The sequence below is a fragment of the Paraburkholderia sp. D1E genome (genome assembly GCF_052682275.1).
Genome location: NZ_JBQYMB010000001.1, coordinates 1,911,445 through 1,937,596, shown reverse-complemented (window position 1 = coordinate 1,937,596; position 26,152 = coordinate 1,911,445). Strand labels below are relative to the sequence as shown.

At 60.1% G+C, this 26,152-nt stretch carries 22 protein-coding genes and 3 pseudogenes; 7 read left to right on the top strand and 18 right to left on the bottom strand.

Features of this window, described 5'->3' with window-relative positions:
- Positions 1-233 precede the first annotated feature (233 nt).
- Positions 234-1,076 carry a helix-turn-helix transcriptional regulator gene (locus tag ACUN0E_RS08865; RefSeq protein WP_445566324.1) on the top strand — a complete coding sequence of 281 codons (843 nt, stop codon included), beginning with the start codon at positions 234-236 and terminating at the stop codon, positions 1,074-1,076.
- A gap of 114 nt (positions 1,077-1,190) precedes the next feature.
- On the opposite strand, the gene ACUN0E_RS08860 is transcribed toward ACUN0E_RS08865, so the two are convergent.
- The 3 genes from ACUN0E_RS08860 to ACUN0E_RS08850 form a co-directional block, all read right to left on the bottom strand.
- Entirely contained in the window at positions 1,191-2,267 is a 1,077-nt protein-coding gene (locus tag ACUN0E_RS08860; RefSeq protein WP_445570408.1) for a porin, read from the bottom strand.
- Positions 2,268-2,591: 324 nt separating this feature from the next.
- On the bottom strand, positions 2,592-3,308 hold the full coding sequence (locus tag ACUN0E_RS08855; protein ID WP_445566323.1) for a YczE/YyaS/YitT family protein: 717 nt from the start codon (positions 3,306-3,308) through the stop codon (positions 2,592-2,594).
- Positions 3,309-3,494: 186 nt separating this feature from the next.
- Entirely contained in the window at positions 3,495-5,264 is a 1,770-nt protein-coding gene (locus ACUN0E_RS08850; RefSeq protein ID WP_445566322.1) for an amidohydrolase family protein, read from the bottom strand.
- Between the two features lie 275 nt (positions 5,265-5,539).
- Here ACUN0E_RS08850 and ACUN0E_RS08845 point away from each other — a divergent pair, with 275 nt between their 5' ends.
- Positions 5,540-6,442 carry a LysR family transcriptional regulator gene (locus ACUN0E_RS08845; protein WP_445566321.1) on the top strand — a complete coding sequence of 301 codons (903 nt, stop codon included), beginning with the start codon at positions 5,540-5,542 and terminating at the stop codon, positions 6,440-6,442.
- Between the two features lie 70 nt (positions 6,443-6,512).
- Here ACUN0E_RS08845 and ACUN0E_RS08840 read toward each other — a convergent pair whose 3' ends face one another.
- Complete coding sequence (locus tag ACUN0E_RS08840; RefSeq protein ID WP_445566320.1) at positions 6,513-7,421, bottom strand: LysR family transcriptional regulator; 909 nt, start codon at positions 7,419-7,421, stop codon at positions 6,513-6,515.
- 112 nt (positions 7,422-7,533) lie between these two features.
- Between ACUN0E_RS08840 and ACUN0E_RS08835 the strand changes: the two genes are divergently transcribed.
- Entirely contained in the window at positions 7,534-8,229 is a 696-nt protein-coding gene (locus tag ACUN0E_RS08835) for an NADPH-dependent F420 reductase (protein ID WP_408229423.1), read from the top strand.
- A 43-nt stretch (positions 8,230-8,272) separates the two neighbouring features.
- Positions 8,273-8,890 carry a hypothetical protein gene (locus tag ACUN0E_RS08830; protein ID WP_408229426.1) on the top strand — a complete coding sequence of 206 codons (618 nt, stop codon included), beginning with the start codon at positions 8,273-8,275 and terminating at the stop codon, positions 8,888-8,890.
- A gap of 4 nt (positions 8,891-8,894) precedes the next feature.
- On the opposite strand, the pseudogene ACUN0E_RS08825 reads toward ACUN0E_RS08830, so the two are convergent.
- The 5 genes and pseudogenes from ACUN0E_RS08825 to ACUN0E_RS08805 form a co-directional block, all read right to left on the bottom strand.
- Positions 8,895-8,978: pseudogene (locus ACUN0E_RS08825) on the bottom strand (IS6 family transposase); the annotation flags it as partial.
- Between the two features lie 83 nt (positions 8,979-9,061).
- Positions 9,062-9,148, bottom strand: a pseudogene (locus ACUN0E_RS08820) (ABC transporter ATP-binding protein); the annotation flags it as partial.
- Positions 9,149-9,235: 87 nt separating this feature from the next.
- Positions 9,236-9,754 carry a helix-turn-helix domain-containing protein gene (locus tag ACUN0E_RS08815; RefSeq protein WP_445566319.1) on the bottom strand — a complete coding sequence of 173 codons (519 nt, stop codon included), beginning with the start codon at positions 9,752-9,754 and terminating at the stop codon, positions 9,236-9,238.
- Positions 9,751-10,968, bottom strand: a complete 1,218-nt coding sequence (locus ACUN0E_RS08810) for an MFS transporter (RefSeq protein ID WP_445566318.1) — start codon at positions 10,966-10,968, stop codon at positions 9,751-9,753. The genes ACUN0E_RS08815 and ACUN0E_RS08810 overlap by 4 nt, the downstream gene beginning before the upstream one ends.
- Before the next feature lie 113 nt (positions 10,969-11,081).
- Positions 11,082-11,516 (bottom strand): winged helix-turn-helix transcriptional regulator, encoded by a 435-nt coding sequence (locus ACUN0E_RS08805; protein ID WP_445566317.1) that lies wholly within the window; start codon positions 11,514-11,516, stop codon positions 11,082-11,084.
- 157 nt (positions 11,517-11,673) lie between these two features.
- Between ACUN0E_RS08805 and ACUN0E_RS08800 the strand changes: the two genes are divergently transcribed.
- Genes ACUN0E_RS08800 through ACUN0E_RS08790 form a run of 3 tightly spaced genes read left to right on the top strand, consistent with a single transcriptional unit; the run spans position 11,674 to position 15,441 of the window.
- Entirely contained in the window at positions 11,674-12,672 is a 999-nt protein-coding gene (locus tag ACUN0E_RS08800; RefSeq protein ID WP_408229435.1) for an aldo/keto reductase, read from the top strand.
- A gap of 55 nt (positions 12,673-12,727) precedes the next feature.
- Positions 12,728-13,177, top strand: coding sequence for a (2Fe-2S)-binding protein (locus tag ACUN0E_RS08795; RefSeq protein ID WP_408229441.1), 450 nt, complete (start codon positions 12,728-12,730; stop codon positions 13,175-13,177).
- Positions 13,177-15,441: a molybdopterin cofactor-binding domain-containing protein gene (locus ACUN0E_RS08790; protein ID WP_445566316.1), complete on the top strand. Its 2,265-nt coding sequence runs from the start codon at positions 13,177-13,179 to the stop codon at positions 15,439-15,441. Before ACUN0E_RS08795 ends, ACUN0E_RS08790 begins: the two co-directional genes overlap by 1 nt.
- Before the next feature lie 22 nt (positions 15,442-15,463).
- On the opposite strand, the gene ACUN0E_RS08785 is transcribed toward ACUN0E_RS08790, so the two are convergent.
- The 9 genes and pseudogenes from ACUN0E_RS08785 to ACUN0E_RS08745 form a co-directional block, all read right to left on the bottom strand.
- Positions 15,464-16,078: an ankyrin repeat domain-containing protein gene (locus ACUN0E_RS08785; RefSeq protein WP_445566315.1), complete on the bottom strand. Its 615-nt coding sequence runs from the start codon at positions 16,076-16,078 to the stop codon at positions 15,464-15,466.
- A 68-nt stretch (positions 16,079-16,146) separates the two neighbouring features.
- On the bottom strand, positions 16,147-17,634 hold the full coding sequence (locus ACUN0E_RS08780; RefSeq protein WP_445570407.1) for a catalase: 1,488 nt from the start codon (positions 17,632-17,634) through the stop codon (positions 16,147-16,149).
- Positions 17,635-18,298: 664 nt separating this feature from the next.
- Positions 18,299-18,486: pseudogene (locus tag ACUN0E_RS08775) on the bottom strand (IS6 family transposase); the annotation flags it as partial.
- Positions 18,487-18,499: 13 nt separating this feature from the next.
- A complete protein-coding gene (locus tag ACUN0E_RS08770; RefSeq protein ID WP_445566314.1) occupies positions 18,500-19,678 on the bottom strand; it encodes a porin in 1,179 nt (392 codons plus the stop codon).
- A 53-nt stretch (positions 19,679-19,731) separates the two neighbouring features.
- Positions 19,732-20,817 (bottom strand): DSD1 family PLP-dependent enzyme, encoded by a 1,086-nt coding sequence (locus ACUN0E_RS08765; RefSeq protein ID WP_445570406.1) that lies wholly within the window; start codon positions 20,815-20,817, stop codon positions 19,732-19,734.
- A gap of 162 nt (positions 20,818-20,979) precedes the next feature.
- A complete protein-coding gene (locus tag ACUN0E_RS08760; protein WP_445566313.1) occupies positions 20,980-22,410 on the bottom strand; it encodes an aldehyde dehydrogenase family protein in 1,431 nt (476 codons plus the stop codon).
- Between the two features lie 72 nt (positions 22,411-22,482).
- The gene (locus ACUN0E_RS08755; RefSeq protein WP_408195192.1) at positions 22,483-23,244 is read right to left on the bottom strand and encodes an SDR family NAD(P)-dependent oxidoreductase; all 762 of its coding nucleotides are present in this window, start codon (positions 23,242-23,244) and stop codon (positions 22,483-22,485) included.
- Between the two features lie 60 nt (positions 23,245-23,304).
- Positions 23,305-24,849 carry an APC family permease gene (locus tag ACUN0E_RS08750; protein WP_445566312.1) on the bottom strand — a complete coding sequence of 515 codons (1,545 nt, stop codon included), beginning with the start codon at positions 24,847-24,849 and terminating at the stop codon, positions 23,305-23,307.
- Between the two features lie 205 nt (positions 24,850-25,054).
- Positions 25,055-25,987 (bottom strand): LysR substrate-binding domain-containing protein, encoded by a 933-nt coding sequence (locus ACUN0E_RS08745; RefSeq protein ID WP_445566311.1) that lies wholly within the window; start codon positions 25,985-25,987, stop codon positions 25,055-25,057.
- Positions 25,988-26,152: the final 165 nt, after the last annotated feature.

Sequence of the window (26,152 nt, the reverse complement as noted above, 5' to 3'; positions counted from 1 at the left end):
AGTCGTTAAAGCGTCGCGAGGCAATCGTCGACGTGCAGAGAGAACGTTGGGTAACGGGTATCGGCGCGCGGTGCTGTATCGCACTGTAAAGATCGGGGTACGCATCGTCTGTCCCTGGAACAAAGGACAAACGTCATCGCCTATGACGGCGGTTTGGGTGCATTCCCGTGTAGGCATGGGGAATTTGTCGTGGTACCAGTAGCGCCACCCAGAAACCATTGAGAGCCGAAGTGATGAACGCCGCGCCCACCTCCCCGGATATCCAGCTCAGTCAGGTCGCGTTCGTGACCGAGACGTTGGGCGACGTCGCGCAAGCCGTCGGCGCTCCGCAGTTCATTCAGGTCGTGTATGAAAGTCTTGTGCGTTTCGTCGACTTCGACGCGGTGCATCTGGACTACGAACGTGTGTCCCCGCCCGGCCAGCGCAGCATCGGCTGGATCGGGAGTTTCGGTCGCGATCGTGAGCTCGTCGAGCAGGTGATGCGGCACTACTACCGGAGCTATGCGAGCGAGGACGCGACATACGAAGGAATCGGCGACAAGCGCGACGTGCAGTTGATCCAGATCTCCGCGCAGAAGGTTGCGAGCGAGCTCCGGCATCTGTTCTTCGACATCGGCAACATCCACGATGAATGCGTGGTCTTCGGCGTGACGAACGGCACGCGATACTCGATATCGATGGCGCGCTCACGGCGCCTGCCATCGTTTTCGCTGAAGGAGTTGAGCCTGCTGAAGCAGTTCGCGCACGTCGTGCTACCGCTGTCGGCGGTACACAAGCGACTGATCGGCGCGATCTCGCCGGACGATGGCCGCCCGGATACGTCGGACAACAACCTGCTCGCGCAGTGGCTTCCGCAGTTGCACGGCAAGCTGACGTCACGCGAAACGCACGTGTGCTCGTCGTTCATCCAGGGAATGACGACACCGGCGATCGCGCAATCGATGGGACTGAAACCCTCGACCGTCGAGACCTATGCGAAGCGGGCATTCGCGAAGCTCGGCGTCGATTCGCGGCGACAATTGATGGCGCTCGTGCTGAAGAGCGCACCGCTAAGACATGACAGCGAAGGCGTTTAGTGGAGCCAGATGACGCGCGGCTGTCCGACGGGCTTCGTGGGTATTTTCCTCGAGAAACGGATCTGCTAAAAACCGCCACCGTCCGGTGGACTTTGATGGCGGTGCCGCTTATGCCTAGAACCGCGCGCGAATCCCCACTCCCGCAGTCTCGCCAGACGACAAACCGGCAAAATGGTCGTACATATATACGGCGTACAGGTCGGTGCGTTTGGAGAGCGGGTAGTCGTATCCGAGCGATGCAGTCTGGCGGGTCTGATTGAGTCCGCCGGAATCGCGCGAATACGCATACGACGCCAGAATCCTGCCCGTTCCGACAGCGATTGCCGCGCCGCCTTCGAACATGTTGACGTGAAAATCCTTGCTGACCACGTTGTCGTCCGTATAGGTGTATTCGCCGTATAGCTTCGCAAACGAAAACTCGTACGAAACCGCGAGCTGAGTCGCCGTCTGACTGTGAAAACCCTTCAGCAGCGAATTCAGGTCGCCCGCCGTCGAGTTAAAGTTCGCGTATTGGTAGACAGCGCCGGCGGCAAAGGGACCGTTCCGATAAGAAGCCTGCAGGGAATACCGCTTGCTACCGTTCCCCGCGTTGCTGTCGCCGAACGCGTAGATCGCGTGACCGGTGAATCCGTGCAGATCGGGAGTGGCGTACTGGACCGCATTGCTCCAGGCGGTCCCGCCGACAATCCCCTGATCTGTCTTGTACGCCGGATAAGTGCCAAGGCCTGCATACATCTGGGCGATGGTCGGCGAGAACGTGAAAGAAGCGTAAAACGGATTGAACTGGCATGCCTGCAAATACAGCAGACTGCTCTGGCGTCCCAGCGTGACAGTGCCGGCGGGTGTCGTGAGACCGACATAGGCGTTACGTGAGAAAAACGGATCGCCGTTGAAGGAGCCGTACGCGCCATTCTGTGGACGGAAAAATCCCTCGATAGCAAAGATCGTCTTGTAGCCGCCACCCAGGTCCTCCTGACCACCGAAGCCCCAGAACGAGGTAGACAGACCACCGCCGCCTTCCTGCCAGCTAGCAGCTTTGCCGGGATATTTCTGGACGCCGACCCATGTATCGACGATGCCATACAGCTGCACGCTCGATTGCGCGTATGAATGAGCGCCTACCACCATAAAGACGATTATCGCAGCAATGCGGCAGATCCTTTTCAGCAAAACAGTGCAAGCACTTTCTATAAGCATAGTATTACCTCTTTCGCTCTTTTAAATGACGAATGGATGCCGACGTCATGATTGACGTCTCGAAGCCGGGGGTAATTGCGGGCGCAACTTATACCTGAGGCGGAATTCAAGGCCGGAGGTCTGGCCGCAAATCAAATGCGGCAGCGTGCCGGATGCGACCTGCAGGCGATCACACGATCACAAACAATCGATTGTTTGGGGAGCCGCCTTTGATGTTCCCCGCGTTGGTATGTGTGCAGCGTCGGGTTTGGTGCGACACGCAAAGCCAGGACGATTGCCATCGACTCCGTCGCTGGCAGCCGCCCTGGTTCAGAAGCGCTAACGCGAATAGGACCGATGTTCCAACGATCTTCGGTGATACAACACGATCGCAGTTTTGATTTTCTGGAACAGAAAGAAATAGAGTTTGATGTACTGCCCCACCAGAATGGCGTTCATGAACGTGCCTTCGCGGATGAATTTGGGCCCGCCAAGCAGGGTGAACCCGATCACCGCACTGACGATCAAAAGCGTGCAGTCAAAGGCCGTCTTTATGTCACCCCACTTTCGTCCCGTGCGCTTGAAAAGTGTATTGACGAACATGTCGATCGGCATGAGCACGAGATTCGCGCGGATCATCAGGAACAGGCCGAAAGCCAGCAATGCATCTGCGAAAGCTAACAGGAAGAATTTCGGGAGATAGTCCTGAAAACCGATCGACCTGGTCAGCATCAGGTTCAGATCCAGGCACGTAGCCAGCACAAATGCCGGAATCAACGAGGCGAAGTTCTTCAGTTTGAAGTCTTTCCGCGCGGCCAGATAAGTCAGGAACAGCATGAACAACTCGAGCATGAAGTTGTACGTTCCCTGGCTCAGACGCGGGTACACGAGGGTCATCGTCCGGGTCAGGCTGCTTTGCGGTGAAATGCCTATGCCAGCCCTGATCGCCAGGCTGATGCCCAAGGTCAGTATGTAAATGCCAATGACGTAGGTGATCCAGCGCCGTTTCAGGCTCCCGGTATCAATGACTTCAGCTTCCCTTGCATGGTGCGCCATTACTGCCCCTTGGTTGTCTTCCTGCTTTTGTGCGGTGCTGTTCGCCTTTCTTGATGATGGGGCACCGCGCTATGGTGAGGCGTTTTCCGCGATGTACCGGAGTGAACGTGCCGGTTCCATCCTCAGCTCCCACGGCCGGCGGGAATCTAGCGCACCCGCCGGCCTTCTCTTCCTATCGGGTTAACATCAAACCATGAAACCGAACCGGTCGAGAGAGATGAACAAGGTCAAAAGCTTGTTCACCACGGGCTCGCCCTCATTGCGGTTACCCATCGCCTCCAACGCGGCGTCGACGGCGCGGGTCGCGCTGAGCAACTCGGAAAGGTTCATGTTGGCCTGGACGCCGTAGATGTCGAGGGGCAACACCGCCTTGATTTCCTTGTTGTCGGTGACGACGCACCCACCCGCATAGGTGTCGACCCGTTGAAGGCAGTGGCACATTTCTGCGCTGTCCTGTCCGACCGCGACGAAGTAAGCTTTGGGCGCAGGCCAAAACGTTGCCACGGCGCCGCGATCGATGTAAACGCCTTTGAACAGACCGTTGACCACATGGCGCTTGCCGTCGGCATAGCGCTGTACGACCGAAATCCGGTTGAGCTTGACGCCCCCTACTTCGGCGACGACTTTGCCGTCCCGCAACGGCACCCACACTTCCTGATAGAACTTCTCGTGGCCACGGCCATAGACGTCGAACAGGTACACCTTCGCCTGCTCGCCATCTGCCGAGATTTCCAGCGGAACAAGGTCCAGTTGTTCCGGCGTCAGATCGCCGAGACCCGGAACCGGCTTTTTCACCATGCTGGAATAGTCGATATCGGCTTGCTTCAACAGCTTGCGATCTTTGGCGACCAGTTCGCCATCCTTGAAAACAAAACGCGGGTTGATCTTCGACAGGCTGTCGGTCAGCACGATATCGGCAAACCGGCCTGGCGTCAGGGAACCGAACTTGTTGTCCATCCGGAATGCACGCGCCGTATAAAGGGTCGCCATCTTGATCGCCTTGATCGGATCGATGCCCATTTCGGCACACAGCGAAACGATCCAGTCCATGTGGCCCTTGGTCAACAGGCGGTCGACCGAGATATTGTCCGCGCACAGTTGAAAATTCTCGGCAGGCCACTTACGTTTGACAATCGCGCGCAGCATGATTTTAATCACGTCGCTGCTGCCGACGCCGAATTTGATTTGCGTCTGAAGCCCGTAGCGGACGCTTTTCTCGATGTCGTCCTCCTTCCAGACATCGTGGTTGGCGAAGGCGCCGATCGCGGGCATGTAGTTCAGCATCATGTCCGATAGCGCAGTCACGCCCCAGTGAGTGTTCATGAAACCGCCCTTGGCACGCCCCAAGGCCGATTTGCGGAAGTCGTCGTCATTGCCCACGCTATAGGTCAGGTGCGCGAGCTCGCCCAGGCCGATCACCGGATCCATCTTCAGCAGGGCATCGGTGACCTCCACGGAAGTTTTCTTTCCTGGTGCGAACGCATACACCCGATAGGGTAGGCGTTCGTGATTCTTGAACAGTTGCTCGGTGGCCTGCACCGCTTCTGCGCCCGCCGCACTCACAAAATCGAGGCATTCGGAAAAAATGGTGGTCGTACCGCAGGGGACGATGGCCTCGGCAAACGCTGCCGGATGGGCCAATTGCGCATCGAAGTGAACGTGGGCGTCGATCAGGCCCGGGATGGCATAAAGGCCTTCACCGTCAAAAACCTCGCGCACCTTGATAGCCGTTTCGTCAGGATTCAATGCAACGATGCGCTTGTCGTAAACAAGAATGGACCCTTGATAGACAGTTTCGCTATGGACGTCGAGGATATTCAGATTCTTCAGGAGAAGATCGGCCTCCTTTCTTCCATTGAGAACCTCGAAAATCGCTCTCACCTGGTCATAGTGGGTACTCACCTGGCCATGTTGCCCGGATGCTGTGACGTTTCTCTCGCTGACTTCTTGATACATGGTTGTCTCACTTTCATCAATTAGTTTGAGCCTGCTTTTTGTCGCGCCGCAGCGGACCAATTTGTTGGAATAGATCCAAACAATATTTGCGGAAAAACCGGTCGGGAGCGTGCTGGGCAGGCCATTTCAGATCCCATCACCAGCGGCTGCGACTGGTGCAATTAAGACTGAAGTGAGCGTTTCTAAAAAGAAGCGTTTTTTGCACGGAGCGTGCACTTTTCGAGTACGCTATGCCGACCAGAGAGGCAGGCGACCGACCAGGGAGGCAGCCGAACATGCTCCATTCACGATTGCTGCGCTACCTCGACGAAGTTGCACGTTCCGGCTCGATCCGCGGTGCTGGCGAAAAGCTGCACATTGCCCCTTCTGCCATCAATAAGCATCTGCTGCTCCTTGAAGAGGAGATCGGCGAACCGCTGTTCGAGCGCCTGCCGCGCGGACTGCGACCGACGCAGGCAGGGGAAATCCTCCTTGCCCATGTGCGCAAAACCATTCTGGAATACCGCCAGGTCGAAGCCGAGATACGCGACCTCAAGACGCTGCAGAAGGGCGAGGTGATCATTGCCACCGTGACCGGGCTGGCCAGCGGAATCGCCTCCACTGCAGCAGCAAGTTTCTGTACGCACCACCCTCATATCAAGATTTCGATCACGGCCATGTCCGCGCGTGAAATCCTGGACGCGCTTGTCAGCGGTGAAGCCGATCTGGGCTTGGGCTTCAACCTGGCGCCATCACCACAACTCGAAATCCTTTGGGAGATGGACACGCGCCTCGGTGCTGTGATCGCACCGAACCATGCATTGGCGCGCATGGAGTCCATACCGCTCGCCTACTGCACCTCTTATCCACTCATCTTCGCCGACCGATCCATGCTTATGCACGGCATCGTCGCCGATACTTTCGTGGAAGCGGGACTCAGCGTCGAACCAGCCTTTCGAACGAATTCGATCGAGACCATGAAACGCCTCGCCGCTGCGAGCGAAAGCATTGCGTTTCTCAGCAAGTTCGACATCGCGGAGGAGCACCGCCAGGAGATTCTCACTTATCGACAGATTCGTGACCGCGTCTTCAGCAAGAACGTCCTCTCCCTCGTGCGCCGCGAAAAGCTCGGACACGGCCTTGCGAGCTTGCTGCTCGCTGAGGAAATCATGGGTGTATTGGGGGCAATGAGCGGATGACGCTGGCCCATGAAATGGGGATCTGTCGCGCCAAGTCGTTCAGGAAATATTTGGGCTCCTGAATTTTTACTCAGGGCGCCTTCGCAATGTTCTCGGAGCCGAGTTCCCGCATGACAACGTCCACGAAGCTGCGCAGCTTCGTGGTCTGCCGCCGGTCGGCGTGGAAGAGCAGGTGCATCGGTCGCGACGGGGTGTCGAAGTCCGGCAGTATCCGGACGAGCTCACCGCTGGCGATGGATGCTCGCGCGAGATCTTCAGCGATGAAGGCGATGCCGAACCCTTCGAGCGCTCCCGAGAGCAAGGCGGCGGCATTGTTCACCTGTAGCTGACTGCGAACCCGGACGTCGATTTTGCGACCGTCGCGCAAGAATCGCCAGTCGACTGACGATGCCCACGTGTCGGCATAGCCAAGGCATTCATGCGCCTTCAGGTCTGTCGGGTCGCGGGGGATTCCTCGTTGATTCAGATACGCCGGTGATGCGCAGGCGACCACGCGGAATGGACGCAGCGCGCGCGCCGTCAGCGACGAGTCTGCCAGCCGGCCGATCCGGAAGACGGCCTCAAAACCTTCCTCGACCAGATCGACATATCGGTCGGTGAGGATCAACTCCATCTCGACTTCGGGATATTGGCGCAGGTAGCGGGTCACGAGGGGCATCAGCGTGTGTGTGCCGAACGACACCGGGGCATTGACTCGCAGACGCCCCCGCGGGGTGCCTGTAGCGTTGTCGCCAGCCGCATCCGCCCATTCGGCCTCCGCCAGCACCAGCTTGCAGCGCTCGTAGTAGGTCTTGCCGATCTCGGTGAGGCTCTGGCGCCGGGTGGTGCGGTTGAGAAGCCGCGCGCCAAGGCGCGCTTCGAGGTAGCTGACGTGTTTGGCGACCATTTGCGGCGACATCGTGAGGGCTGAGGCCGCGGCGGCGAACGAGCCCAGGTCCACGGCCTTGACGAACGTGGTCATGCTGGCAAGCCGATCCATTCACTACTCCTGGTGGTGAGACTAATGCTCAATTGAGTAATTATTATCTAAAACGAGATTGATACACTCAAACCCATCGGATGTCATATCGACACGGACGAAAGGAATGAACATGAAAATCGGAATCATCGGATCAGGCAACATCGGCGGCGCCCTCACGCGCCTTTTCCGCGCGGCCGGACACGAAGTCACCGTTGCCAACTCGCGTGGCCCGGCTTCCCTGGCCGAGTTGGAGCGCGAGACTGGTGCACGCGCTTCTTCGGTCAACGAGGTCGCGCAAAGCGCCGAGGTCGTGGTCCTGTCAATACCTCTGAAGAACGTCGAGTCCCTGCCCGCTGGTCTGTTTTCCGGTGCAGCGCGTGGCCCGATCGTCATCGACACAAGCAACTACTATCCGCGTCAGCGCGACGGTCGCATCGGCGATATCGAAGCCGGCACCACCGAAAGTGGCTGGGTGCAGCAACGTATCGGACACCGCGTCGTCAAGGCGTTCAACTCGATCCTGGCGCAGAGTCTCGTTGAGAACGGACGGCCCGCGGGCACGCCGGGGCGGATTGCGCTGGCGGTCGCCGGCGACGAGGCGGATGAGAAAACTGTCGTCATGAAGCTGCTGGACGACATCGGTTTCGACACCGTGGATGCCGGCACGATCGCCGACTCCTGGCGCCAGCAACCGGGCACGCCAGGCTACCTCCAGGACTTTGACTCCGCAGGAGTGCGCGCAGCGCTGCAGCAGGCTCGGCGAGAGCGTACCGCCGAGTGGTCCGGGACCGCGAGCAGCCCGGGCTCGTTCGAGTCGCCTATTTGAGGCAGTGCATCGCCGGTTGCTTGTGTCATCACCTGGATCTCCCATGAACCTCAATCGCTCTCTCCGCACCCTTGCGGCCATTCTGGTTGTATCGTCGAACCTCGCCGGCGTGCACGCAGTGGCCAAAGAGCCGCCAACGCTGATCGAACGGCTGAACCAGGCGGGCCCGGAAGCCGAGGCCCTGGCCCGACGCGTCGGAACCTGGGACGTCACGATCACGAGTTGGGATGCGCCGGGCGCTGCGCCTGTCGTCATCACTGGGCTCGTGGCCGAACGCCGAATGATCGGGCCGATGCTCGAAGAGGTCCTGCAACCGAGTCCTGGCACAACCAGGGCGTCCTTCAGTCGTGCAGACTATTTGACCTTCAATCGGCTCGAAGGGCGATGGCAATATATGTCCATGGACAGCCGTGTTCCGGACGGATTGATGTCTGCCTGGAGCCTCGACGCAGACCCAGAGCAGCGCGTGTTCATGAGCTTCCTGCCCTTCGCCACGCCGAGCGGCACCGGGGCCGGCGCAAACGGGCAAATGCTCCGCATGGAGCAAGTGATCCTGCGTCAGGACGCCGATCATGAATTGAAGGACCAGTACTTCACGGCTGCCGGGAGTGCACCCATCAAGTGGCTTGGCAACCGCTATAGCTACACGCGTCGTCAATGAACTTGAGCAGATAAGACTCGCCGCACAGTGTCACGCACATTTCGTCGAGGTGCCAGGTCGAGCCAGGCTTGCGACGCGCAGCCTTGATCGTGGTAAAGCGATCTCGCATTCTTCCTCACGCGACCTTACTCGACCATCTCAGCAACGTGACATGACCTACCTAGGCGAGCCTGGTTTTCTTGCATCCGCGAGTTTCAGGCCGAACGCCATGTTGTCGTACAGCGTCATACGCGGACAGACCGCGTGCGACTGAGAAACAAATCTGCATGCGTACGCCCGGTGAACAAAACACCGTAGCGCCGAACGATCGCCAGCACGGCCGGCCGCAGACAACAAGGGTCCATCCTAGTCCACACGCTCATTCAAATACGCGGTTGGCGCAATGCCGAAGCTGCGGCGGAACATCGCCGTGAACGCACTCACACTGCCGTAGCCGACTTCGAGTGCCGTCGCCGTGACCGACTTCCCCGTCGCGAGCAGCGCCAGCGGCTCGAAGATCCGCACCTGCTGGCGCCAGTCCGAAAAGCTCAATCCCGTTTCGTTCCTGAACGTGCGCGTAAACGTGCGACGCGACATGTTCGCGAGAGCAGCCCACTCGTCCATGTCGCGCGCATCGTCGGACGCTGCGACGAGCGCGCGGCACACGCGTAGCAGACGTTCATCGGCGGGCATCCGCAGGTACAAGGGCGCGGTCGGCAGACGCACCATCTCGTCGAGAATCAGCAGCATCAGACGCTCGTCGCGTCCGCCCAACTCGTATTCGGTCGGCACCAGCATTGCTTTGAGAATCAAGGTGCCTGAATCGAGCGTGGAATCGCGTCGAAAGACAACACGGCAGCTGATCTGCTGGAGTTTCGCATTCAATCCCGGATCGCTTCATTGTCCTGCCCCTGGTTCGCCTGCTCACGCATCAGCAGGAGCAGCGCGATAAGCACAAGCACGATCGTCAAGCCAACGAAGAGCAACGTCGCGCGTTGAATGTCGGCGAGCTGCACGGCGATGCCAAGGCCAATCACGGGTAGTGAGATCGCCACATAAAGCACGACGAAAAAGCTGGACGTGACTTCCGCTCGCCTGTGCGCCGGCGCCGCGGACGCGATCTCGCCCAACCCGGCGCGGAAGCTGATGCCCTGCCCGATTCCTGCCAGGGCGGTGCCGAGCAAAAGCGCACCGAGCGAGCGCTCCGGCACGCACAGACCAACACATATCAGTCCCACGACGAGTCCAACGCAGCCAGCCGCTTGCCTCCGTCGGGCAGCAATGACCGTCTGTACGATTTGCCCGAGTGCGGAGCACGCGAACAGCAGGAACACGATCGCGCCGGTCACGATGCCGCTGTGAAAGCCGAGTACGACCCGAATCAGTTGCGGGGCGACAGCCGCAAAGAAGCCCACCACGACGAAACCGGCAAACCCCGCCAGCGCGGCAGGAATAAACGCACGGCGTACTTCGGCAGGAAGCGAAATTTTCTGGATGCCGAGCTTCACCCGGGCAGGAATCGTAGCGGTCTCCGGCACGCCAGGGACAACTAGCACGGCGACGCCCACCAACGCGAGATGCGCCGCATAGGGCAAGCGCGTTGGCCAGGGGAATAATTCGACGAGGATGCCGCTTAGCAAAGGACCACAACCCAGCCCGAGCATATTTGATGCCGTGGCCGCGAGCATGGCTTTGCCGCGCCACGCAGGCGGCGCGAGTTCGATCACGGCTACGGTGGCGGTTCCTGTGAAGATGCCGGCGGAAATTCCCGACAGCAGGCGGCCGAGCATCAGAAGCACCAACCCGTCGCCAAGCAGGAACGTCAGCGCTGATGCGGCCGACGCACACAGTCCCGCCAGTAGCATGCGACGACGGCCTAGCTGATCGGACCAGTTGCCGACCAGTAGCAGCGCACCCAGCACCCCGACTGCATACGAGGCGTAGATCACCGTGATGATGGTCGGTGTAAAACCATACTGCAGTTGGTAGTACCGATAGATTGCCGTCGGTAGCGTTGTACCCATCATGTTGATCGCGAACGCCAACGCGACAGCCAGAAATGCAATCGGGGATTGCGGTGTGACAGCAGCTGCTTTCATGAAACGTCCCAACGGTTGCTCGAAGATTGCGGGCAATTATGGGCAATTTCTCACGGCCTTGCTGGCGGCTCGACCGTGGCGGTCAGCTTCGACCTTACATTCCAGCGGCGGCGTTAAGCGATCGGCACCTCACGCGGACGTAGGTGATCGATCCGCTTTTCGCCGTGGTCGAACTCGCGCCGCGCCAATTCCATTTCGCTCATGTGGACTTCGACCCAATCCCATATCCCGCAGATCTTGTCGAGCAGGCTCCGCCCCAGTGGCGTCAGCTGATAGTCGACTCGCGGCGGGATCACCGGATGCACGTAGCGCGTAACGAGGCCGTCACGCTCGAGCTGCCGCAGCGTCTTGGTGAGCATTTTCTGGCTCACGCCCTCCACCACTTCGCGCAGCCGCGAAAAACGCATCTCGCCATGCGTACCGAGTGCGTCGATGACGAGGATCGTCCACTTGTCCGCGATCTGCTCGATGATGTTCCGCGCCAGGTCGTCGGTTTTTTTTTGTGGGTTGTCGTGCGCGTAAGCGCCGTCGTAGCAATTAGTTTCCATGGGGAAAGTATGAAACCGTCAGGTGCCTTCTTGTGATCGCCGGATGCCGCTGAAATAATCGACTTGCCTGCCCGTCCGATGGGCACGTCGCCGTTAGTCAGATTGCATTCGACCCGGATGCGGTGCTTTACGTAGTGCTTTGATTAGAGAGCTTCACATGACTATTGAAACAATCGCAATTGAAGGTTTAACGACCCCCGTCTCACGCATCGGCCTTGGCACCTGGGCGATCGGCGGATGGATGTGGGGCGGCACCGACGAGAAAGACTCGATCGCGGTGATCCGCCGGGCGCTCGACAGCGGTGTCAATCTGATCGACACAGCGCCGGTGTACGGCTTCGGCGCTTCGGAGGAGATTGTCGGCAAGGCGCTGGCCGATGGGTATCGGCACAAGGCGGTCATCGCGACCAAGGTCGCATTGGAATGGCACGACGGTGCGGTGTTCCGCAATTCGTCGCCAGAGCGCATTCGTCAAGAAGTAGAGGATACGCTTCGGCGCTTGCGGACAGATTACATCGATCTGTATCAGGTGCACTGGCCCGATCCGCTCGTGCCGATCGAAGAGACCGCCGCGGTGCTCGACGATCTGCGCAAGGAAGGCAAGGTGCGGGCGCTGGGCGTCAGCAACTTCTCGCCTGCGCAAATGGATGCATTCCGGCGCGTGGCGCCGCTGTCAGCCACGCAACCGCCGTACAACCTGTTCGAGCGCGATATCGATCGTGATGTGCTGCCGTACGCAAAACAGCATGGGCTCGTCGCGCTTGCCTATGGGGCACTATGCCGCGGACTGCTGGCCGGGCGCATCGGTGTCGAGACGCGGTTCGAGGGCGACGATCTGCGCCAGCGCGACCCGAAGTTTCGCGAGCCGCGTCGCGAGCAGTATGTCGCGGCCGTAAAAGCACTCAACGTGTTCGCGCGCGATAACTTCGATAAATCGGTGCTCGCGCTGGCGGTGCGCTGGGTGCTCGACCGCGGCCCGACGATCGCGCTGTGGGGCGCACGTCGCCCGGCGCAGCTCGACGGGATCGAAGATGTGTTCGGCTGGCGCCTCGACGAGAAGGCGTTCGAGCAGATTGACGCGATTGTTGCGCAATTCGTCAAAGATCCTGTTGGGCCGGAATTCATGGCGCCCCCGGAACGTGTGCTCGTAGCATGACAGGGAGCCAGACGCCTGGCAGATGTGGCGTGCGTCGACAACAAGGAGTGAACCGATGGAACTGATTGTGAATGGCGTGCATCACAACCTCGACGCCGACGCGAACATGCCGCTGCTATGGGCGGTGCGTGACCTGTTAGGCCTGCATGGCACCAAGTTTGGCTGCGGCGTGGGCGCATGCGGCGCCTGCACCGTACATCTGGACGGCGTGGCGGTGCGTTCATGCGTCACCTCACTGAGCGATGTGCAGGGCAAGCCCGTGACGACGATCGAAGGCTTGGGCAAAGGCGGCGAGCATCCCGTGCAGCGAGCGTGGAAAGCCGCGAATGTGCCGCAGTGCGGCTACTGTCAGCCTGGCCAGATGATGCAGGCTGCGTCGCTGCTAAAACAGACGCCGAAACCGAGCGATGAGCAGATCGTCGAAGCGATGTCCGGCAATGTCTGCCGCTGCGGCACCTATCAACGCATCAAGGTTGCCATCAAGGCAGCGGCGGAGCAGGCGTAATGAGCGAGATTGTCAATCTGAGCCGGCGCCGGGTGCTGAAGGGCACTTTGGCGGGCGGGGTGGTATTGGGCCTGCAAGTCGGCGGCGCACGCATGGCGTTCGCAGCGAGCCCGCTCGCTTCGGCGAGCGGCGCCAGAACGGTATTTGCACCGAACGTCTATGTATCGGTCGCGCCGTCGGGCGAGATCGTGCTGGTCGTGCATCGCTCCGAGATGGGCACCGGCATTCGCACCAGCCTCGCAATGATCCTCGCCGACGAACTCGATGCCGACTGGAACACCGTCAAGGTCGTGCAGGCACAAGGCGATGCGAAGTACGGCGACCAGAATACCGACGGCTCGCGCAGCATCCGCCAGTTCTTCCAGCCACTGCGCGAGGCAGGCGGCTCTGCGCGCCAGATGTTGATGGCCGCCGCCGCTGCGCAGTGGTGCGTGAGCCCGGCGAGTTGCCGGACTGAACCGGGTCATGTGGTGCATGCTGCGAGTGGGCGGCGCCTTTCATACGGCGCGGTGGCCGTAGCCGCGGCGCGTCAGCCAGTGCCCGGCCGCGACACGCTGCACCTGAAAAATGAGGACACGTGGCGCTATATCGGCAAGTCGCTGCCGATCGTCGATCTCGACGACATTGTTCACGGCCGTGCGACGTACGGCATCGATGTCGTATTACCCGGTATGACGTATGCGTCGGTCGAACGTTCGCCCGTGTACGGTGCAACGCTCAAAAGCGTCGACTCGACCGAAACGATGAAGGTGCCCGGCGTGTTGCACGTGGTGCGCATTGCTTCCACCCCGCTGCCCGCCGGCTTCCGGCCGCTGGGCGGCGTTGCAGTGATAGCGACCAACACGTGGGCCGCGCAGCAAGGGCGTCTGAAACTGAAGCTCGGATGGGACCTCGGGCCGAACGGCACTTACGATAGCCACGCGTATCGCAAGGCGCTTGAGGACACCGCGCGTCAGCCTGGGAAAGTTGTGCGCAACAACGGCGATACCGCGGGCGCGCTGAAAAACGCTGCACGACATGTGTCAGCGGACTATTACGTGCCGCATCTGGCGCACGCGGCGATGGAGCCGCTGGCTGCGACTGCATCGTTTGCGAACGGCGTGGTTGAGGTCTGGACCGCGACGCAAAATCCGCAGCAAGCGCGTACAACCGTCGCACAGGTGCTCGGCCTGCAGGAGCAGGCCGTGACGATCAATGTCACGTTGCTCGGCGGTGGCTTCGGCCGCAAGTCGAAACCGGACTATGTGGCCGAGGCCGCGTTCCTGGCGCGCGAAGTCGGCACACCCGTCAAGCTGACGTGGACACGCGAAGACGACATTCGAAACGACTACTTCCATGCCGTGTGCGCGCAGCACATGGAAGGCGGACTCGATGCGCAGGGCAGGACCATTGCGTGGTTGCACCGGAGCGTGTTTCCGTCGATCGGTTCGACGTTCACGCCGAACGTCGTTTATGGTTCGGCGGGCGAACTCGGTCAGGGTGTGACCGACATGCCTTATGACGTCGCCAACGTGCAGTGCGAAAACGGAGCGGCGCCGGCGCATACACGTATCGGCTGGTATCGCTCGGTGTACAACATTCCGCACGGCTTCGCGCTGGGTTCGTTCGTCGACGAACTCGCCGCCGCTGCGCGACAGGATCCGGTGCAGCATCTGCTCGCGCTGCTGGGCAGTCCGCGCCATGTCGATCTGCATGCGCTGGGGGTCGACTATCCGAACTACGGCGCGTCGATCGACGAGTATCCGATCGATACCGCACGCTATGCCGCGGTGGTCCGCGCGGCCGCGGTGCGGTCGAACTGGTCCGCCACGTTGCCCGCTCGCCATGGGCGCGGCATCGCTGTTCATCGCAGCTTTCTGTCGTACGTCGCCGCCGTCGCGCAGGTGCAGGTTGCCGACGATGGCTCGGTGCGCGTGACACGTATCGATCTGGCGGTCGACTGCGGACGTATCGTCAATCCCGATCGCGTGATCGCGCAGTTCGAAGGGGCTGTCGTGATGGCGCTCGGCAACACGCTATACAGCGAACTGACATTCAGTCAGGGTGCGGCCGACCAGTCGAACTTCACCGACTACCGTGTCGCCCGTATCGACTCCGTGCCGGAAACGCACGTATATATCGTGCCGAGCGCTGCACCGCCTGGCGGTGTTGGCGAACCGGGTGTGCCGCCGGCAATGGCTGCGATCTGCAACGCGATCTTCCATGCGACAGGCACGCGGATTCGGGCGTTGCCGGTCGATAGCGCGTTGTTAAAGCGGGCGTGAACGGCGGGTTATCGGTCACGTCTCATTGTGTCGCGCCGGCGTGCCGCAATGCATCCTCCGCAACCGGGTTGTGTTGTGCGATCGCCATTTGCAACGCGGTCCCGCCGCGCGCATCGACATGATTCGCGTTGGCGCCGTGCGCGACAAGCACCGGAATCATATCGAGTCGGCCGAATAGCGCAGCAAACGACAATGCCGTTTCCCCCGCGTTGTTGGTTTGGTCGATGTCGCAATGCGTGTCGAGCAACATCGTCGCGATATTCGTCTCGCCTTTGAAGAGCGCCCCCATCAGTGCCGTGTTGCCATGCCGGTCGGCGGCGCAAGCGTTGGCGCCGGCAGAAAGAAGGACCTTCAATGTCTCCGGGTGATTGTCATACGCGCTAAGGATCAGCGCGGTATAGCCTTCGGGTGTCGTTGTCTCGAGCGGGAAATGCGCGTCGATCAGCGCCTGAACGATATCCGTGCGTCCCGCACGCGCCGCGACAAACCAGTCTTCGGTGTAACGCGGCGTGTCCGTCACGGCCGAATACGTTCCCGGCTGATACACATGCTGTGCGCAACTCGCCGTCAACAGTGCGGCCAGGGTGGCGACCGCCACGGTCCGAACAAGGCGCCGGGCAGTGAAAGAGCATCGCATTGCGTTCTCCGTAAGAAAGCCTGTCTAATCAGCTGGGAAGCCTGCTTGCGCAGGCTCCCGTGCATGCTTCAGTTATCGCTCAGGTGTGCGGCTGCATCCTTCACACGAGTGACATCCGCGTTGGTCGCACGCGCGAGGCGGGTACCGTAGTCGGCATCAGCCTTATAGAAGTACGAGAGCATTGCGTACTTGTTCGCGTCGTTGGTCACGCGGCCAAGGTCGCCCGACAGCGCCGTGATCAGATCGGTCTTGCCGGTCTCAGACAGCGTCCGGTAATACTCGCCGGCCTGACGGAAGTCGAGCGTCTTGTGGATCGCTCTTTGCTGGGTTGTCCCTTTCAGCGGCGTCTGCACGGACTTGTACTTGTCCTGCTGCGAGATTTCGGCGACTCCGGACGGCTCGTAGTTCACTTCGCCCTTTCGATCCCCCTCGTTCATGAAGCCGTCCTGGTTGTTGTTGTAGACCGGGACGATGGGGCGGTTGATCGGCAACTGGTTGTAGTTCGGGCCGAGGCGATACATCTGCGTATCGGCATAGGAGAACAGGCGGCCCTGCAACATCCGGTCCTCGGAAGGTTCGATCCCCGGCACGAGCCGCGACGGCGCGAAAGCCGACTCTTCCGTGGACTCAAAATAGTTGTCCGGAATGCGGTTGAGCGTCATCGTGCCCACCTTCTGCTCCGGGATGGAGGACGGCCACACCTTCGTGTCATCCAGCGCATCGAAGTCGAATTTGTCCATGTCCTTCGGCGAGAGCACCTGGATGTAAAGGTCCCACTGTGGATATGAACGCGCCTTGACGGAGTTGTACAGGTCATTGGTCATCAGATTCCAGTCCGCGCCGATCGAATGCGGGATATCCTGGGGACGAATGCCTTCGACACCCTGACGGCTCTTCCAGTGAAACTTCACGTAGTGAACTTCCCCTTTTGCATTGACGAACTTGAAGGCGTGCACGCCGTAGCCGTCCATGTGGCGATACGAATCCGGCATGCCCTCGTCCGTGTAGAGGTGCGTCAGCATGTTCGTCGCTTCGGGCGAATGGGCGAAAAAGTCGAACGCCAGATTCGGATCCTGCACGCCAGTCACTGCCGATGGCTTGTTCGCATGCACAAAGTCAGGAAACTTGATGGCGTCCCTAATGAAGAAGATCGGCCAGTTGATGCCGACCATATCCCAGTTGCCTTGCTGCGTGTAGAACTTGATAGCGAAACCGCGCGGGTCTCGTGCCTGCTCGGGCGACCCGCGATAGCCCATCACCGTCGAGAATCGGACGAAGACCGGGGTCTTCGTTCCAGGCGTGAACACCTGGGCAGCGGTCAGCGAACTGAGGTCTGTAGTCGGCACGAACTCGCCAAAGATACCTGTGCCACGCGCATGCACGACGCGCTCGGGTATCCGTTCCCGGTCGAAGCGCTGCAGTTTCTCGATGAGATGAGAGTCCTGCAAAAGAACCGGACCTTCGGGGCCTGCCGTCTGGGAGTTCTGGTTGTCGCCGACAGGCGACCCGCTATCCTGGGTCATATCCACGGCATACGCCGGCTGAGCGATCGCCATTGCCGAGACGATCGAGAAAATGCTTGCTGCAATCTGTGTCTTCAGTATTTTCACGTTGGATTCCTGGTTCATGGGGAAACCAGAAGGATCCTATGACTCAGTCATTCGATTATCCAATCTCTTTTTCCTATCATTTCAATAGCCACTGAATTACCCTGCAAAATAAAAATTACAAAAATAAAGTTGACAATTTAAACGAATTTAAATGAAAAGAGATTGCGGATTCCATGACGAAAACGTGAATTAAAAGATTATTCGGAATTTCGAAGAGAGAATCTGTCATGGGTCTTGTTGCATTGCCGTTTCCCAACAATGACGCCGCGTCACGCGCGTGGCGGCCCGCCTAGGCGCCGTGCGTGGCTCGTCGGACTGAGCCGTGGTATGCCGTGTGGATAACCTGGTGCGGCGATATGCCGGGCAAGCCACGTGATCGATATGTGGGCAGGCGCCGTGTGCGCTTTATTCAGTTCGAATAATTTAAACTTCATTTATTATTTTCTCGCATACCCTTATGAATGATATGTTTTTATCCATCACATCCAGAAAACGTTTAATTATTTTATAAATCGCCTTAAGTTAACCTTATCATTGCACGAAATAGTGACAATTAAATCAGGACCGCAGGCATGCGCACCAATAATTGGAGATGCCTTTCCTGATTTCATCAATCGTCTCGAATGTGAATTGAGGTGCTATCGATAACCATTCCTGCAACAAAGCGCTCGCCGAGTCGTTTTCGATAGAGCGGGATGCACAGTAGATGTCGCCTGAGCGCGTAGTGCTGGCGAATTGGGTTGAAGCTCGACAGCAACGCTCTTGCGTGGGTTCGGGATCGCGAAAGCCACGCAAGCGACAGCGCTGCGCTTTAGAACTGATGCCGCACGCCGAGCAGTACCATCGTCTCCGAGTTCTTCCCCGAATCGAGGCCATAGGAGCCAATTGACGCGGTAGCTGCCGTACTGCCGCCTGTGCCATCGGCCGTTCGACCAGATGCCTTCTGATATGCAGCGAGCGCGTAGACGTCAGTACGCTTTGAGAAGGTGTAGTCGGCACCCAGGCTGACCTGATTGTAGGTTGCGTCGGTTTGCGCGCCGCCGTCGCCCTTGGTGAAGTCGTAGCCGATGCCCAGTGTCGTTGTGGGAACCGGTTTGTAGTTCATATAGACGGTAGCGTTGTTAAAGTGGGTATTGGCCGAAAGCGATCCTTCTCCGTATGCGACATTGCTGTACACCGCGCCGAACTGGAACAAACCGAATTGATAACTCGCGGCCGCGCGAATCATACTCACCGACTTCGCCGAGAATAGTCCGCGATTGATACTCGAAAAATAGGGGTTGTCGGTCGTCGGTGCGCTGGCGCCCGGTGCGAGCGACACACCGCTGCTGGTCAACACGAAATCGTTCGCGAAGTTCGCGTGAAGATACCCGGCGGCAAGATTCAGCGGACCGTTCGCATATGCCGCTGCAAGCGCATAGGTCTGACCGCTCGACGCGTTGCCCGCGACTCCACCGAGCGCATACATTCCTTCCCACTGAAAGCCCGCATAACTCGGGCTCACATACTTCACGGCATTATTGACACCCAGGCTTTCGTCGTAGTTGTCGAGATCGCCCGGCGTCGCGAACGCCGAACCGAAGATCGCGTCCTCCGTCAGCGGTTCGATGAGGTCGACGAGCGGATCGAATTGCCGTCCGAGCGTGACGGTGCCGAGCGGAACGCTCGCCAGGCCGACGGTCGCAACGCGGCCGAACTCCCGCCCGTTGTTGTTCAGCGCGCCGTTGCTGAGAACAAAGCCGTTTTCGAGCCTGAAGACCGCGGAGAGTCCGCCGCCCAAATCTTCCGTGCCCTTCAAGCCCCAGGAGTTGGCGCTCAGCGTCCCGTTTATCATCTGGAATGCGCTGCCCGTTCCGCCATTCGCTTTCGGCTGATTGCTCACATAACCGACAGCGGTATCAAGCGTGCCGTATAGCGTCACACTGCTTTGCGCCTGTGCGGCGCTGGCCAGCGCACCGCATGCTAGCCCAGCCAGGAGGTTAATCTTCATCTGATCTCTTCTTCGTTGAATTGGAACGGCTTCTGCCAAATGCGGCTGCATCTTCACCATCCCCGGAATCTCGACCAGTGATCGAGAATTTCATGCGATCCCGTCCTGATGACCGCGTAGTGATCGTGCTGAGCGGCGGTCGGGCACGCGTGGTTGGGCAAAATGCGCACCAGCGACCCAACCGGCAGCCGCGGCAACTGGGCGTCCGCCCCGCTGCGCAGCGCGAGAATGCCCTGCTCCTGATTCGCCTGGACCATGATCAAGTCGGGGTACGGCACGCCATCGACATCGCAGACCACGCCGTAGCCCTGATCGAGCTTCTGCGATGCCGTGCCGCGATCGCGCGACATCGCCATCCAGCCCGCATCGACCAGAATCCAGCCTTTGTCGGGCTGATGGCCGATCACGGTCGCGAGCACGCTGAGCGCGATGTCGTCGATGGCGCACACGTTGAGACCCGCCATCACGAGATCGAAGAACACGAACACCCCGGCGCGTACTTCCGTGACGCCGCTCAGATCACGCGCGAAGTGAGCCGTCGGCGTCGACCCCACGCTCACTACCGGCGCGGGGAGACCCGCATCGCGCAACACGGCCGCACACGCAACCGCTTCCGCACGTTCGCGCTCGGCCATCGCGCTGATCGCTTCGACGGTGTCGCACCCGTACGACTCGCCCGCATGGGTCATGACGCCGCGCAACAGCGCGCCGCCCTCACGCAGCACACGACCGATGGCCACGAGTTGCTCAGAGGCCTTGCGGCTTACGCCGGCACGATGACCGTCCGAGTCGATCTCGATCAGCGTGGGAATGGGATCGCGACTGATGCGTGACTGCTTCGCGACCGCGTGGGCGGCATCCAGGTTGTCGACCACCACCGACAGATCGATCCCACGCCGACGCAATGCCGTCACGCGCTCGAGCTTGCCCGGCGCGATACCGACGGCATAGAGGATGTCGCGCACGCCGCCCTCCGCGAATTGCTCGGCCTCGCGCAACGTCGATACCGTCGCTGGGCCGGCTGGGCCATCCATGACACGGCGTGCAACGTCGAGAGATTTCGCCGTTTTCAGGTGCGGACGCAAATTGACACCGAGCCCCGTGAGCATTCCCCGCAGACGGGCGATGTTGCGGGTCATCCGGCTTTCGTCGAGCAGTAGCGAGGGCGTGGCCAGATATTCGATTGATCGGGTTGAAGCAGGAACGTATTGCGAATCGCCGACGATGTTCGGCTCACCGCGCGAGCGCGGTGTTGGCATGATGCTGGTCATGAGTCGGAATGTAGAAAGAAGTGAACGCACTTACAGCGCGACGACGCCGGTCTTGATCTGGGCAAAGCTGCGCAGCCCCTCAGCCCCTTTTTCGCGGCCGTAGCCGGAGCGCTTGAAGCCGCCGAAGGGCAGCTCAACGCCACCGGACGCACCGTACGTATTGACGAAGACCTGTCCGGCCAGCACCTCCCGGATCATCCGGTGCGCGATGCCGATGTCGCGCGTCCATACGCCGGCGACAAGACCGTAGTCGGTACCATTCGCGAGGCGCACCGCCTCATCAATATCGCGGAACGGCGTGACGGCCAGTACCGGCCCGAATACTTCTTCCTGACCGATCGCGCTGTACGGATCGACGTTGTCGATCAGTGTCGGCTGAAAGAAAAATCCGTCGCCCAGTACACCGCCGTTGAGCGCATCGCCGCCGACAACGATTTTTGCGCCGTGACTGCGCGCCCGTTCGACGAACGACATGACGCGGCCGCGCTGAGTCTTCGAAATCAGCGGACCCAGTGCCGGGTCATTCAGCGCGGGACCGATCTCCACGTTGGCGAAGGCCTGCGCAACGCGCGCCACCATCACGGCGTGCAGGCTCTCGTGGACCAGCAACCGCGAACCGGCAGAGCACGTCTGACCTGCGTTTTGCAGGATCGCGTTGATCACACCCGGCACCGTGCGCTCGAGATCCGCATCGGCAAACACGATATTCGGCGACTTGCCGCCCAGCTCCATCGTCGCCGGGATCACGCGGTTGGCCGCCGCGTGAGCGATGATGCGCCCCACTTCGACCGAGCCGGTGAATGAGATATGGTCGATGTCGTCGTGCCCCGTCAATGCCGCGCCCGCGGTCTCACCAAACCCGGTTACGACATTGAGAGCGCCCGCAGGCAGACCTGCTTCGAATGCGAGCGATGCGAGCCGCACGGCGGTCAACGGCGCCTCTTCGGCGGGCTTCAACACGCAGCAGTTGCCCATCGCTAGCGCCGGCGCAATCGTGCGTGCGAAAATCTGCATCGGGTAATTCCACGGGATCACATGCGCCGTGACGCCGTGCGGCTCCCATTCCGTGAAGATCATCGTGTCCGCATTCAGCGGGATCGATGAGCCGTAGTGTGTTTCCACCGCACTGGCGTAGAAGTCAAAATACCGGGCGGTGAGTTCCGCGTCGCGCCGCGCCTGCTTCAACGGCTTGCCGGTTTGCAGCGCTTCGAGATGTGCGAGATCCGCCTCGTCACGCTTGATCAGTTCGGCGATGCGCCGCAGGATGCGAGCGCGCTCGGCAACCGCAACCTTGCGCCATTGCCGCGACGCGCGCCGGGCCGCGCGCACAGCGCGATCGATCTCATCGGGACCGCAATCCGCTGTCAGGGCGATCACCTTGCCGCTGGATGGGTCCAGCACCGCAACCGTATTGTTTGTCTCGATCGACTCTGCGTCGATGAAGGCGGCCGTCTGTTTCATTATGTGACTCCTGTGGAGGCGCAAGCCGGCCGCCGCATCAGCGGCCGAACGTTGCGGGAATGAGTGGAATACCTAGCGCGCAGTAAAGCCGCCGTCGAGCACGAGATCCGTGCCGACCGCAAACGAGCTCTCGTCGCTTGCCAGAAAAAGTGCGCCGTAGGCGATTTCGCGTGCGTCGGCCACGCGCATGATCGGCGCCCACGACGCCTGAGCCGCGGCGGTCTTCGCGGGGTCCAGGCTGTTATCGACTTCCGCCTGCAGCAGCGGCGTACGCGTAATGCCCGGACACAGCGCGTTGACGCGAATGTTGTGACGAATCAGATCGAGCGCGATCGACTTTGTGAACATCATTACCGCGCCTTTGCTGGCGTTATATGCCGGTGACTCAGGGACCGCGACGATGCCCATCTCCGAGCCGAGCGTGACGATTTTGCCGCCGCCGCGCTCGATCATCTTAGGCACCGCATGCTTGACCATCGTGAACATACCCTTGACGTTGGTGGTCAGAACCGCGTCCCACTCGTCCTCGGATAGTTGCTCGATCGGCATCACACTGGTAATGCCCGCATTGCATACGAGGATGTCAAGGCCGCCATGCTCATCGACAGCGTGCTCCACCATGTAGCCGGCATCCGTCATCGAACGCACGTCGCCTGTGCAGCCGGACACGTTGCCGTATTGCGTCAGTTCGTCTACCGCTGCGGCGAGCGCCGCGGTGTTGATGTCGGTGATCACGACATGCGCGCCCTCCTGCGCGAACAACTGCGCAATTGCCTTGCCTATGCCTGACGCACCACCGGTAATCAGCGCGATCTTGCCATTTAGTCTGCCCATCACGATTCTCAGGTTGGTTGCCACAAGCCACGAAGAGACCTCTGCGTGGCGAAGAAAATTTCAGGCCGCTTCGTTGCCGTAGCCAAGTGCCTTGTCAGCGCCGCGTGTTGTCGCCGAGCCGACCGGCAATTCATCGAGTGATTCGATTTCGACATCGACCATTTCCGGAATCGCATCGCCTTCAATGAAGAGCACGGCACCCAGGCGATAGAGCGCTGGCGAGCCGCGACGCTTGAGTTGCCGGCCCCACAACGCGGCGAGGACGATCACGGCCACGACAATCCACGGGAACACGGTCAACGGCGCGGCAGGCCACGGATGAACGTTCAGCCAGATCGCTGCCAGGAAAATGACGTTGGAGATAACAGGGAACGCGACATGCAGCACCAGCGAAAACTCTGCGCGATAGCGCTTCCACATGAAGACAGGCAATGCGACGTTGGTGAGGATCAGGATGGGCAGCATGCCGAGTGACGACAGATAGCCGAGATTGCCAAACGCGGACATCGGGTCCCACCAGAACCCTGCGCCAATCCCCACCACGAGGGTCAGGATCGAGTACACGATAATCGCGACGTGAGGCGTCTTGTGCTTCGGATGAGTGCGGCCGAGCGCCTTGTGAAGCAGCCCATCGCGTCCCAGCGAATACAACACGCGGAAATTAGCGGTATGGATGGCAAGCACGACAGCGACGATTGCAGAGACCGCCGCGAGATCGACGAGATTGCCGTACATGTGCCCAAGATAGCGCACGGCAAGGTCGTGGATCGGTTCCTGGGAATTGGCGAGCTTGTCCATGTGCGCCGAACCGTAGCCGACCACGATCGAATACATCGCGAACGTGAACCACAAGCCAGCGAGCACGACTGATCCAATCAGCGCGATCGGCAGATTGCGGCGCGGATTACGACATTCCTCCGCCACAGTCAGGCACGATTCGAAGCCGAAAAACGCCATGACGATAAAGACGAATGCCTGGCCGATACCGCCGAACCCCTGATCCGCGTGCATCGGCGAAAAGCTCTCCGGCACCTGACCCGCATCGCCACCCTTGATCACGATAACGATCAATAGGCCGCCCACCACGACGACTTCCGCGATCAGCAGCGCGACGTCGAATTGCATCGACGCATGGACCGAATACCACGCGAGAATGCCGACCAGGACCACGACGCCGATCATCAACGCCCACCACGGCACCATGATGCCAAAGTCATTCCGAAGTGCGTTGCTGAGAAAACCGCCGAACAGGTTGGTATTGATCGGGCTTTGCAGTGCGTACGCGAACAGCATCAGCATCCCGGCTGCAAAACCGGCTTCGGGCCCAAGACCCAGCGTAATGAACTTGTAGAAGCCACCCGCTGACGTGACACGCTTGGCGAATTCCGCGATCGTCAGCGCCATTAGCGCAATGCCGGCAGTCCCCAGCACGAACACAAATGGCGAAGACACGCCGGCCTTGCCGCCGATCAGCGCCGATATGAACATCACGCCGATGGTCGGCGAGATAAACGCGAGGGACATGCCCATCGCACTGATCAATCCCAACGCGTTGCGCTTGAGGCCATCGGCCTCAGCACTCGCGCTCATCTCTTTCGTCGTCATCTAATCGCTCCAGTCAGGTCAACTTGAGCGCATCGTAGGTGGCCACAAAACTGCAATCCAATGCCGAAATTCGATCACGCGATGCTGAGCGGGCATGACGCTATGGCGTATTCGTGTGACTTATCCGGATGGGCACGAACATAGGCCTCGCGACCGGACTTTGCCGATTGCGGTGACTTGAATAGCGGCTTGCGCTTTCAGCGACTCAGGCCGCAGCCGGCAGAACCGCATTCGTTGCGGAAGCGGCCGTCAGCGTTTCCCAGAATGCTTCGGCGCTGCTGGGCAAGCGAGCGCGTGGACGAAACAGCGTGATGTCGACGTCGAGGTCCCATTCGGAAGAACCCGCGCGCACCAGTTCCCCCGATTCGAGTTCGCGACCGACCTGACTCTGCGGCAGCCACGCAAGTCCGCGCCCATCGCGCACCATCGAGTTCAACACGCCGGCGAGCGGCGAAACGAAGACGCGGTCGAGCTGATTGGCTGCCGGCGAGGTACGCAACAGGTTCTCGACCGCGCGACCGATGGCAGACGTTTCGGCGTACGCCAGGTACCGGCAGCGATGCGAAGACGCACCGTCAAGCGAATCGATCGGCTCATGGTCGGCACCGGGCCGCGACAACGGCAATAAGCGGTCGAAGCCAACGCGATAGACAAGAAACTGTTTCGGGTCGAGGCCAATATCGACTGAAGGATGCGTGTGGCACAGCATAAAGTGGCTCGTGCCCTGCAGCATCATGTGCACACACGCGTTCGCATGGCCGGTATCGAGCCGGAACTTCAGCACTTCCCCTGTTTTTTCAGAAGCGCTGATCCACTGGGGGAAGAATGTCAGTGAAAGGCTGTGTGTCGCGACAAACTTGACCGTACTGGCGAGTCCCTCCGCTGCCGCACGCAACTCGTCGCGCCCCTGGTAGAGCTGCCGGGCCACCTCCTCGGCGATATCGCGGAACCGCTCACCCGCTGCGGTCAGCGCAATCGGTTGCGCGTTACGATCGAGCAACGTGACGCCGACCCACTCTTCCAGCATCTTGACGCGCCTGCTGAACGCCGGCTGCGTCATGAAACGCAGCTCGGCGGTGCGCGAGAAATTACGCGTGGCCGCCAGCGTCAGGAAATCTTCAAGCCACTTCAGTTCCATGGGCAAAAACCAACCGCTTCAGTCGAAGAAATGCCCGCGCCGATGAAGTCATGCTCGCCGAAGGCAGATGCAAGACGAAGCAACTGCTGTGCCGAGCCGAATACGCCATAAGGGAAATGCTGACGGCCCATTGTGGTGCACGCGCACAACGCTGTCGGTGGCAAA

What these genes read in the sequence shown, in the direction of transcription:
- ACUN0E_RS08865 (WP_445566324.1), top strand. Translation starts at nt 234, where the DNA reads ATGAACGCCGCGCCCACCTCCCCGGATATCCAGCTCAGTCAGGTCGCG.
- ACUN0E_RS08855 (WP_445566323.1), bottom strand. Translation starts at nt 3,308, where the DNA reads ATGGCGCACCATGCAAGGGAAGCTGAAGTCATTGATACCGGGAGCCTG.
- ACUN0E_RS08850 (WP_445566322.1), bottom strand. Translation starts at nt 5,264, where the DNA reads ATGTATCAAGAAGTCAGCGAGAGAAACGTCACAGCATCCGGGCAACAT.
- ACUN0E_RS08845 (WP_445566321.1), top strand. Translation starts at nt 5,540, where the DNA reads ATGCTCCATTCACGATTGCTGCGCTACCTCGACGAAGTTGCACGTTCC.
- ACUN0E_RS08840 (WP_445566320.1), bottom strand. Translation starts at nt 7,421, where the DNA reads ATGGATCGGCTTGCCAGCATGACCACGTTCGTCAAGGCCGTGGACCTG.
- ACUN0E_RS08835 (WP_408229423.1), top strand. Translation starts at nt 7,534, where the DNA reads ATGAAAATCGGAATCATCGGATCAGGCAACATCGGCGGCGCCCTCACG.
- ACUN0E_RS08830 (WP_408229426.1), top strand. Translation starts at nt 8,273, where the DNA reads ATGAACCTCAATCGCTCTCTCCGCACCCTTGCGGCCATTCTGGTTGTA.
- ACUN0E_RS08810 (WP_445566318.1), bottom strand. Translation starts at nt 10,968, where the DNA reads ATGAAAGCAGCTGCTGTCACACCGCAATCCCCGATTGCATTTCTGGCT.
- ACUN0E_RS08805 (WP_445566317.1), bottom strand. Translation starts at nt 11,516, where the DNA reads ATGGAAACTAATTGCTACGACGGCGCTTACGCGCACGACAACCCACAA.
- ACUN0E_RS08800 (WP_408229435.1), top strand. Translation starts at nt 11,674, where the DNA reads ATGACTATTGAAACAATCGCAATTGAAGGTTTAACGACCCCCGTCTCA.
- ACUN0E_RS08795 (WP_408229441.1), top strand. Translation starts at nt 12,728, where the DNA reads ATGGAACTGATTGTGAATGGCGTGCATCACAACCTCGACGCCGACGCG.
- ACUN0E_RS08790 (WP_445566316.1), top strand. Translation starts at nt 13,177, where the DNA reads ATGAGCGAGATTGTCAATCTGAGCCGGCGCCGGGTGCTGAAGGGCACT.
- ACUN0E_RS08785 (WP_445566315.1), bottom strand. Translation starts at nt 16,078, where the DNA reads ATGCGATGCTCTTTCACTGCCCGGCGCCTTGTTCGGACCGTGGCGGTC.
- ACUN0E_RS08780 (WP_445570407.1), bottom strand. Translation starts at nt 17,634, where the DNA reads ATGGCGATCGCTCAGCCGGCGTATGCCGTGGATATGACCCAGGATAGC.
- ACUN0E_RS08770 (WP_445566314.1), bottom strand. Translation starts at nt 19,678, where the DNA reads ATGAAGATTAACCTCCTGGCTGGGCTAGCATGCGGTGCGCTGGCCAGC.
- ACUN0E_RS08765 (WP_445570406.1), bottom strand. Translation starts at nt 20,817, where the DNA reads ATGACCCGCAACATCGCCCGTCTGCGGGGAATGCTCACGGGGCTCGGT.
- ACUN0E_RS08760 (WP_445566313.1), bottom strand. Translation starts at nt 22,410, where the DNA reads ATGAAACAGACGGCCGCCTTCATCGACGCAGAGTCGATCGAGACAAAC.
- ACUN0E_RS08755 (WP_408195192.1), bottom strand. Translation starts at nt 23,244, where the DNA reads ATGGGCAGACTAAATGGCAAGATCGCGCTGATTACCGGTGGTGCGTCA.
- ACUN0E_RS08750 (WP_445566312.1), bottom strand. Translation starts at nt 24,849, where the DNA reads ATGACGACGAAAGAGATGAGCGCGAGTGCTGAGGCCGATGGCCTCAAG.
- ACUN0E_RS08745 (WP_445566311.1), bottom strand. Translation starts at nt 25,987, where the DNA reads ATGGAACTGAAGTGGCTTGAAGATTTCCTGACGCTGGCGGCCACGCGT.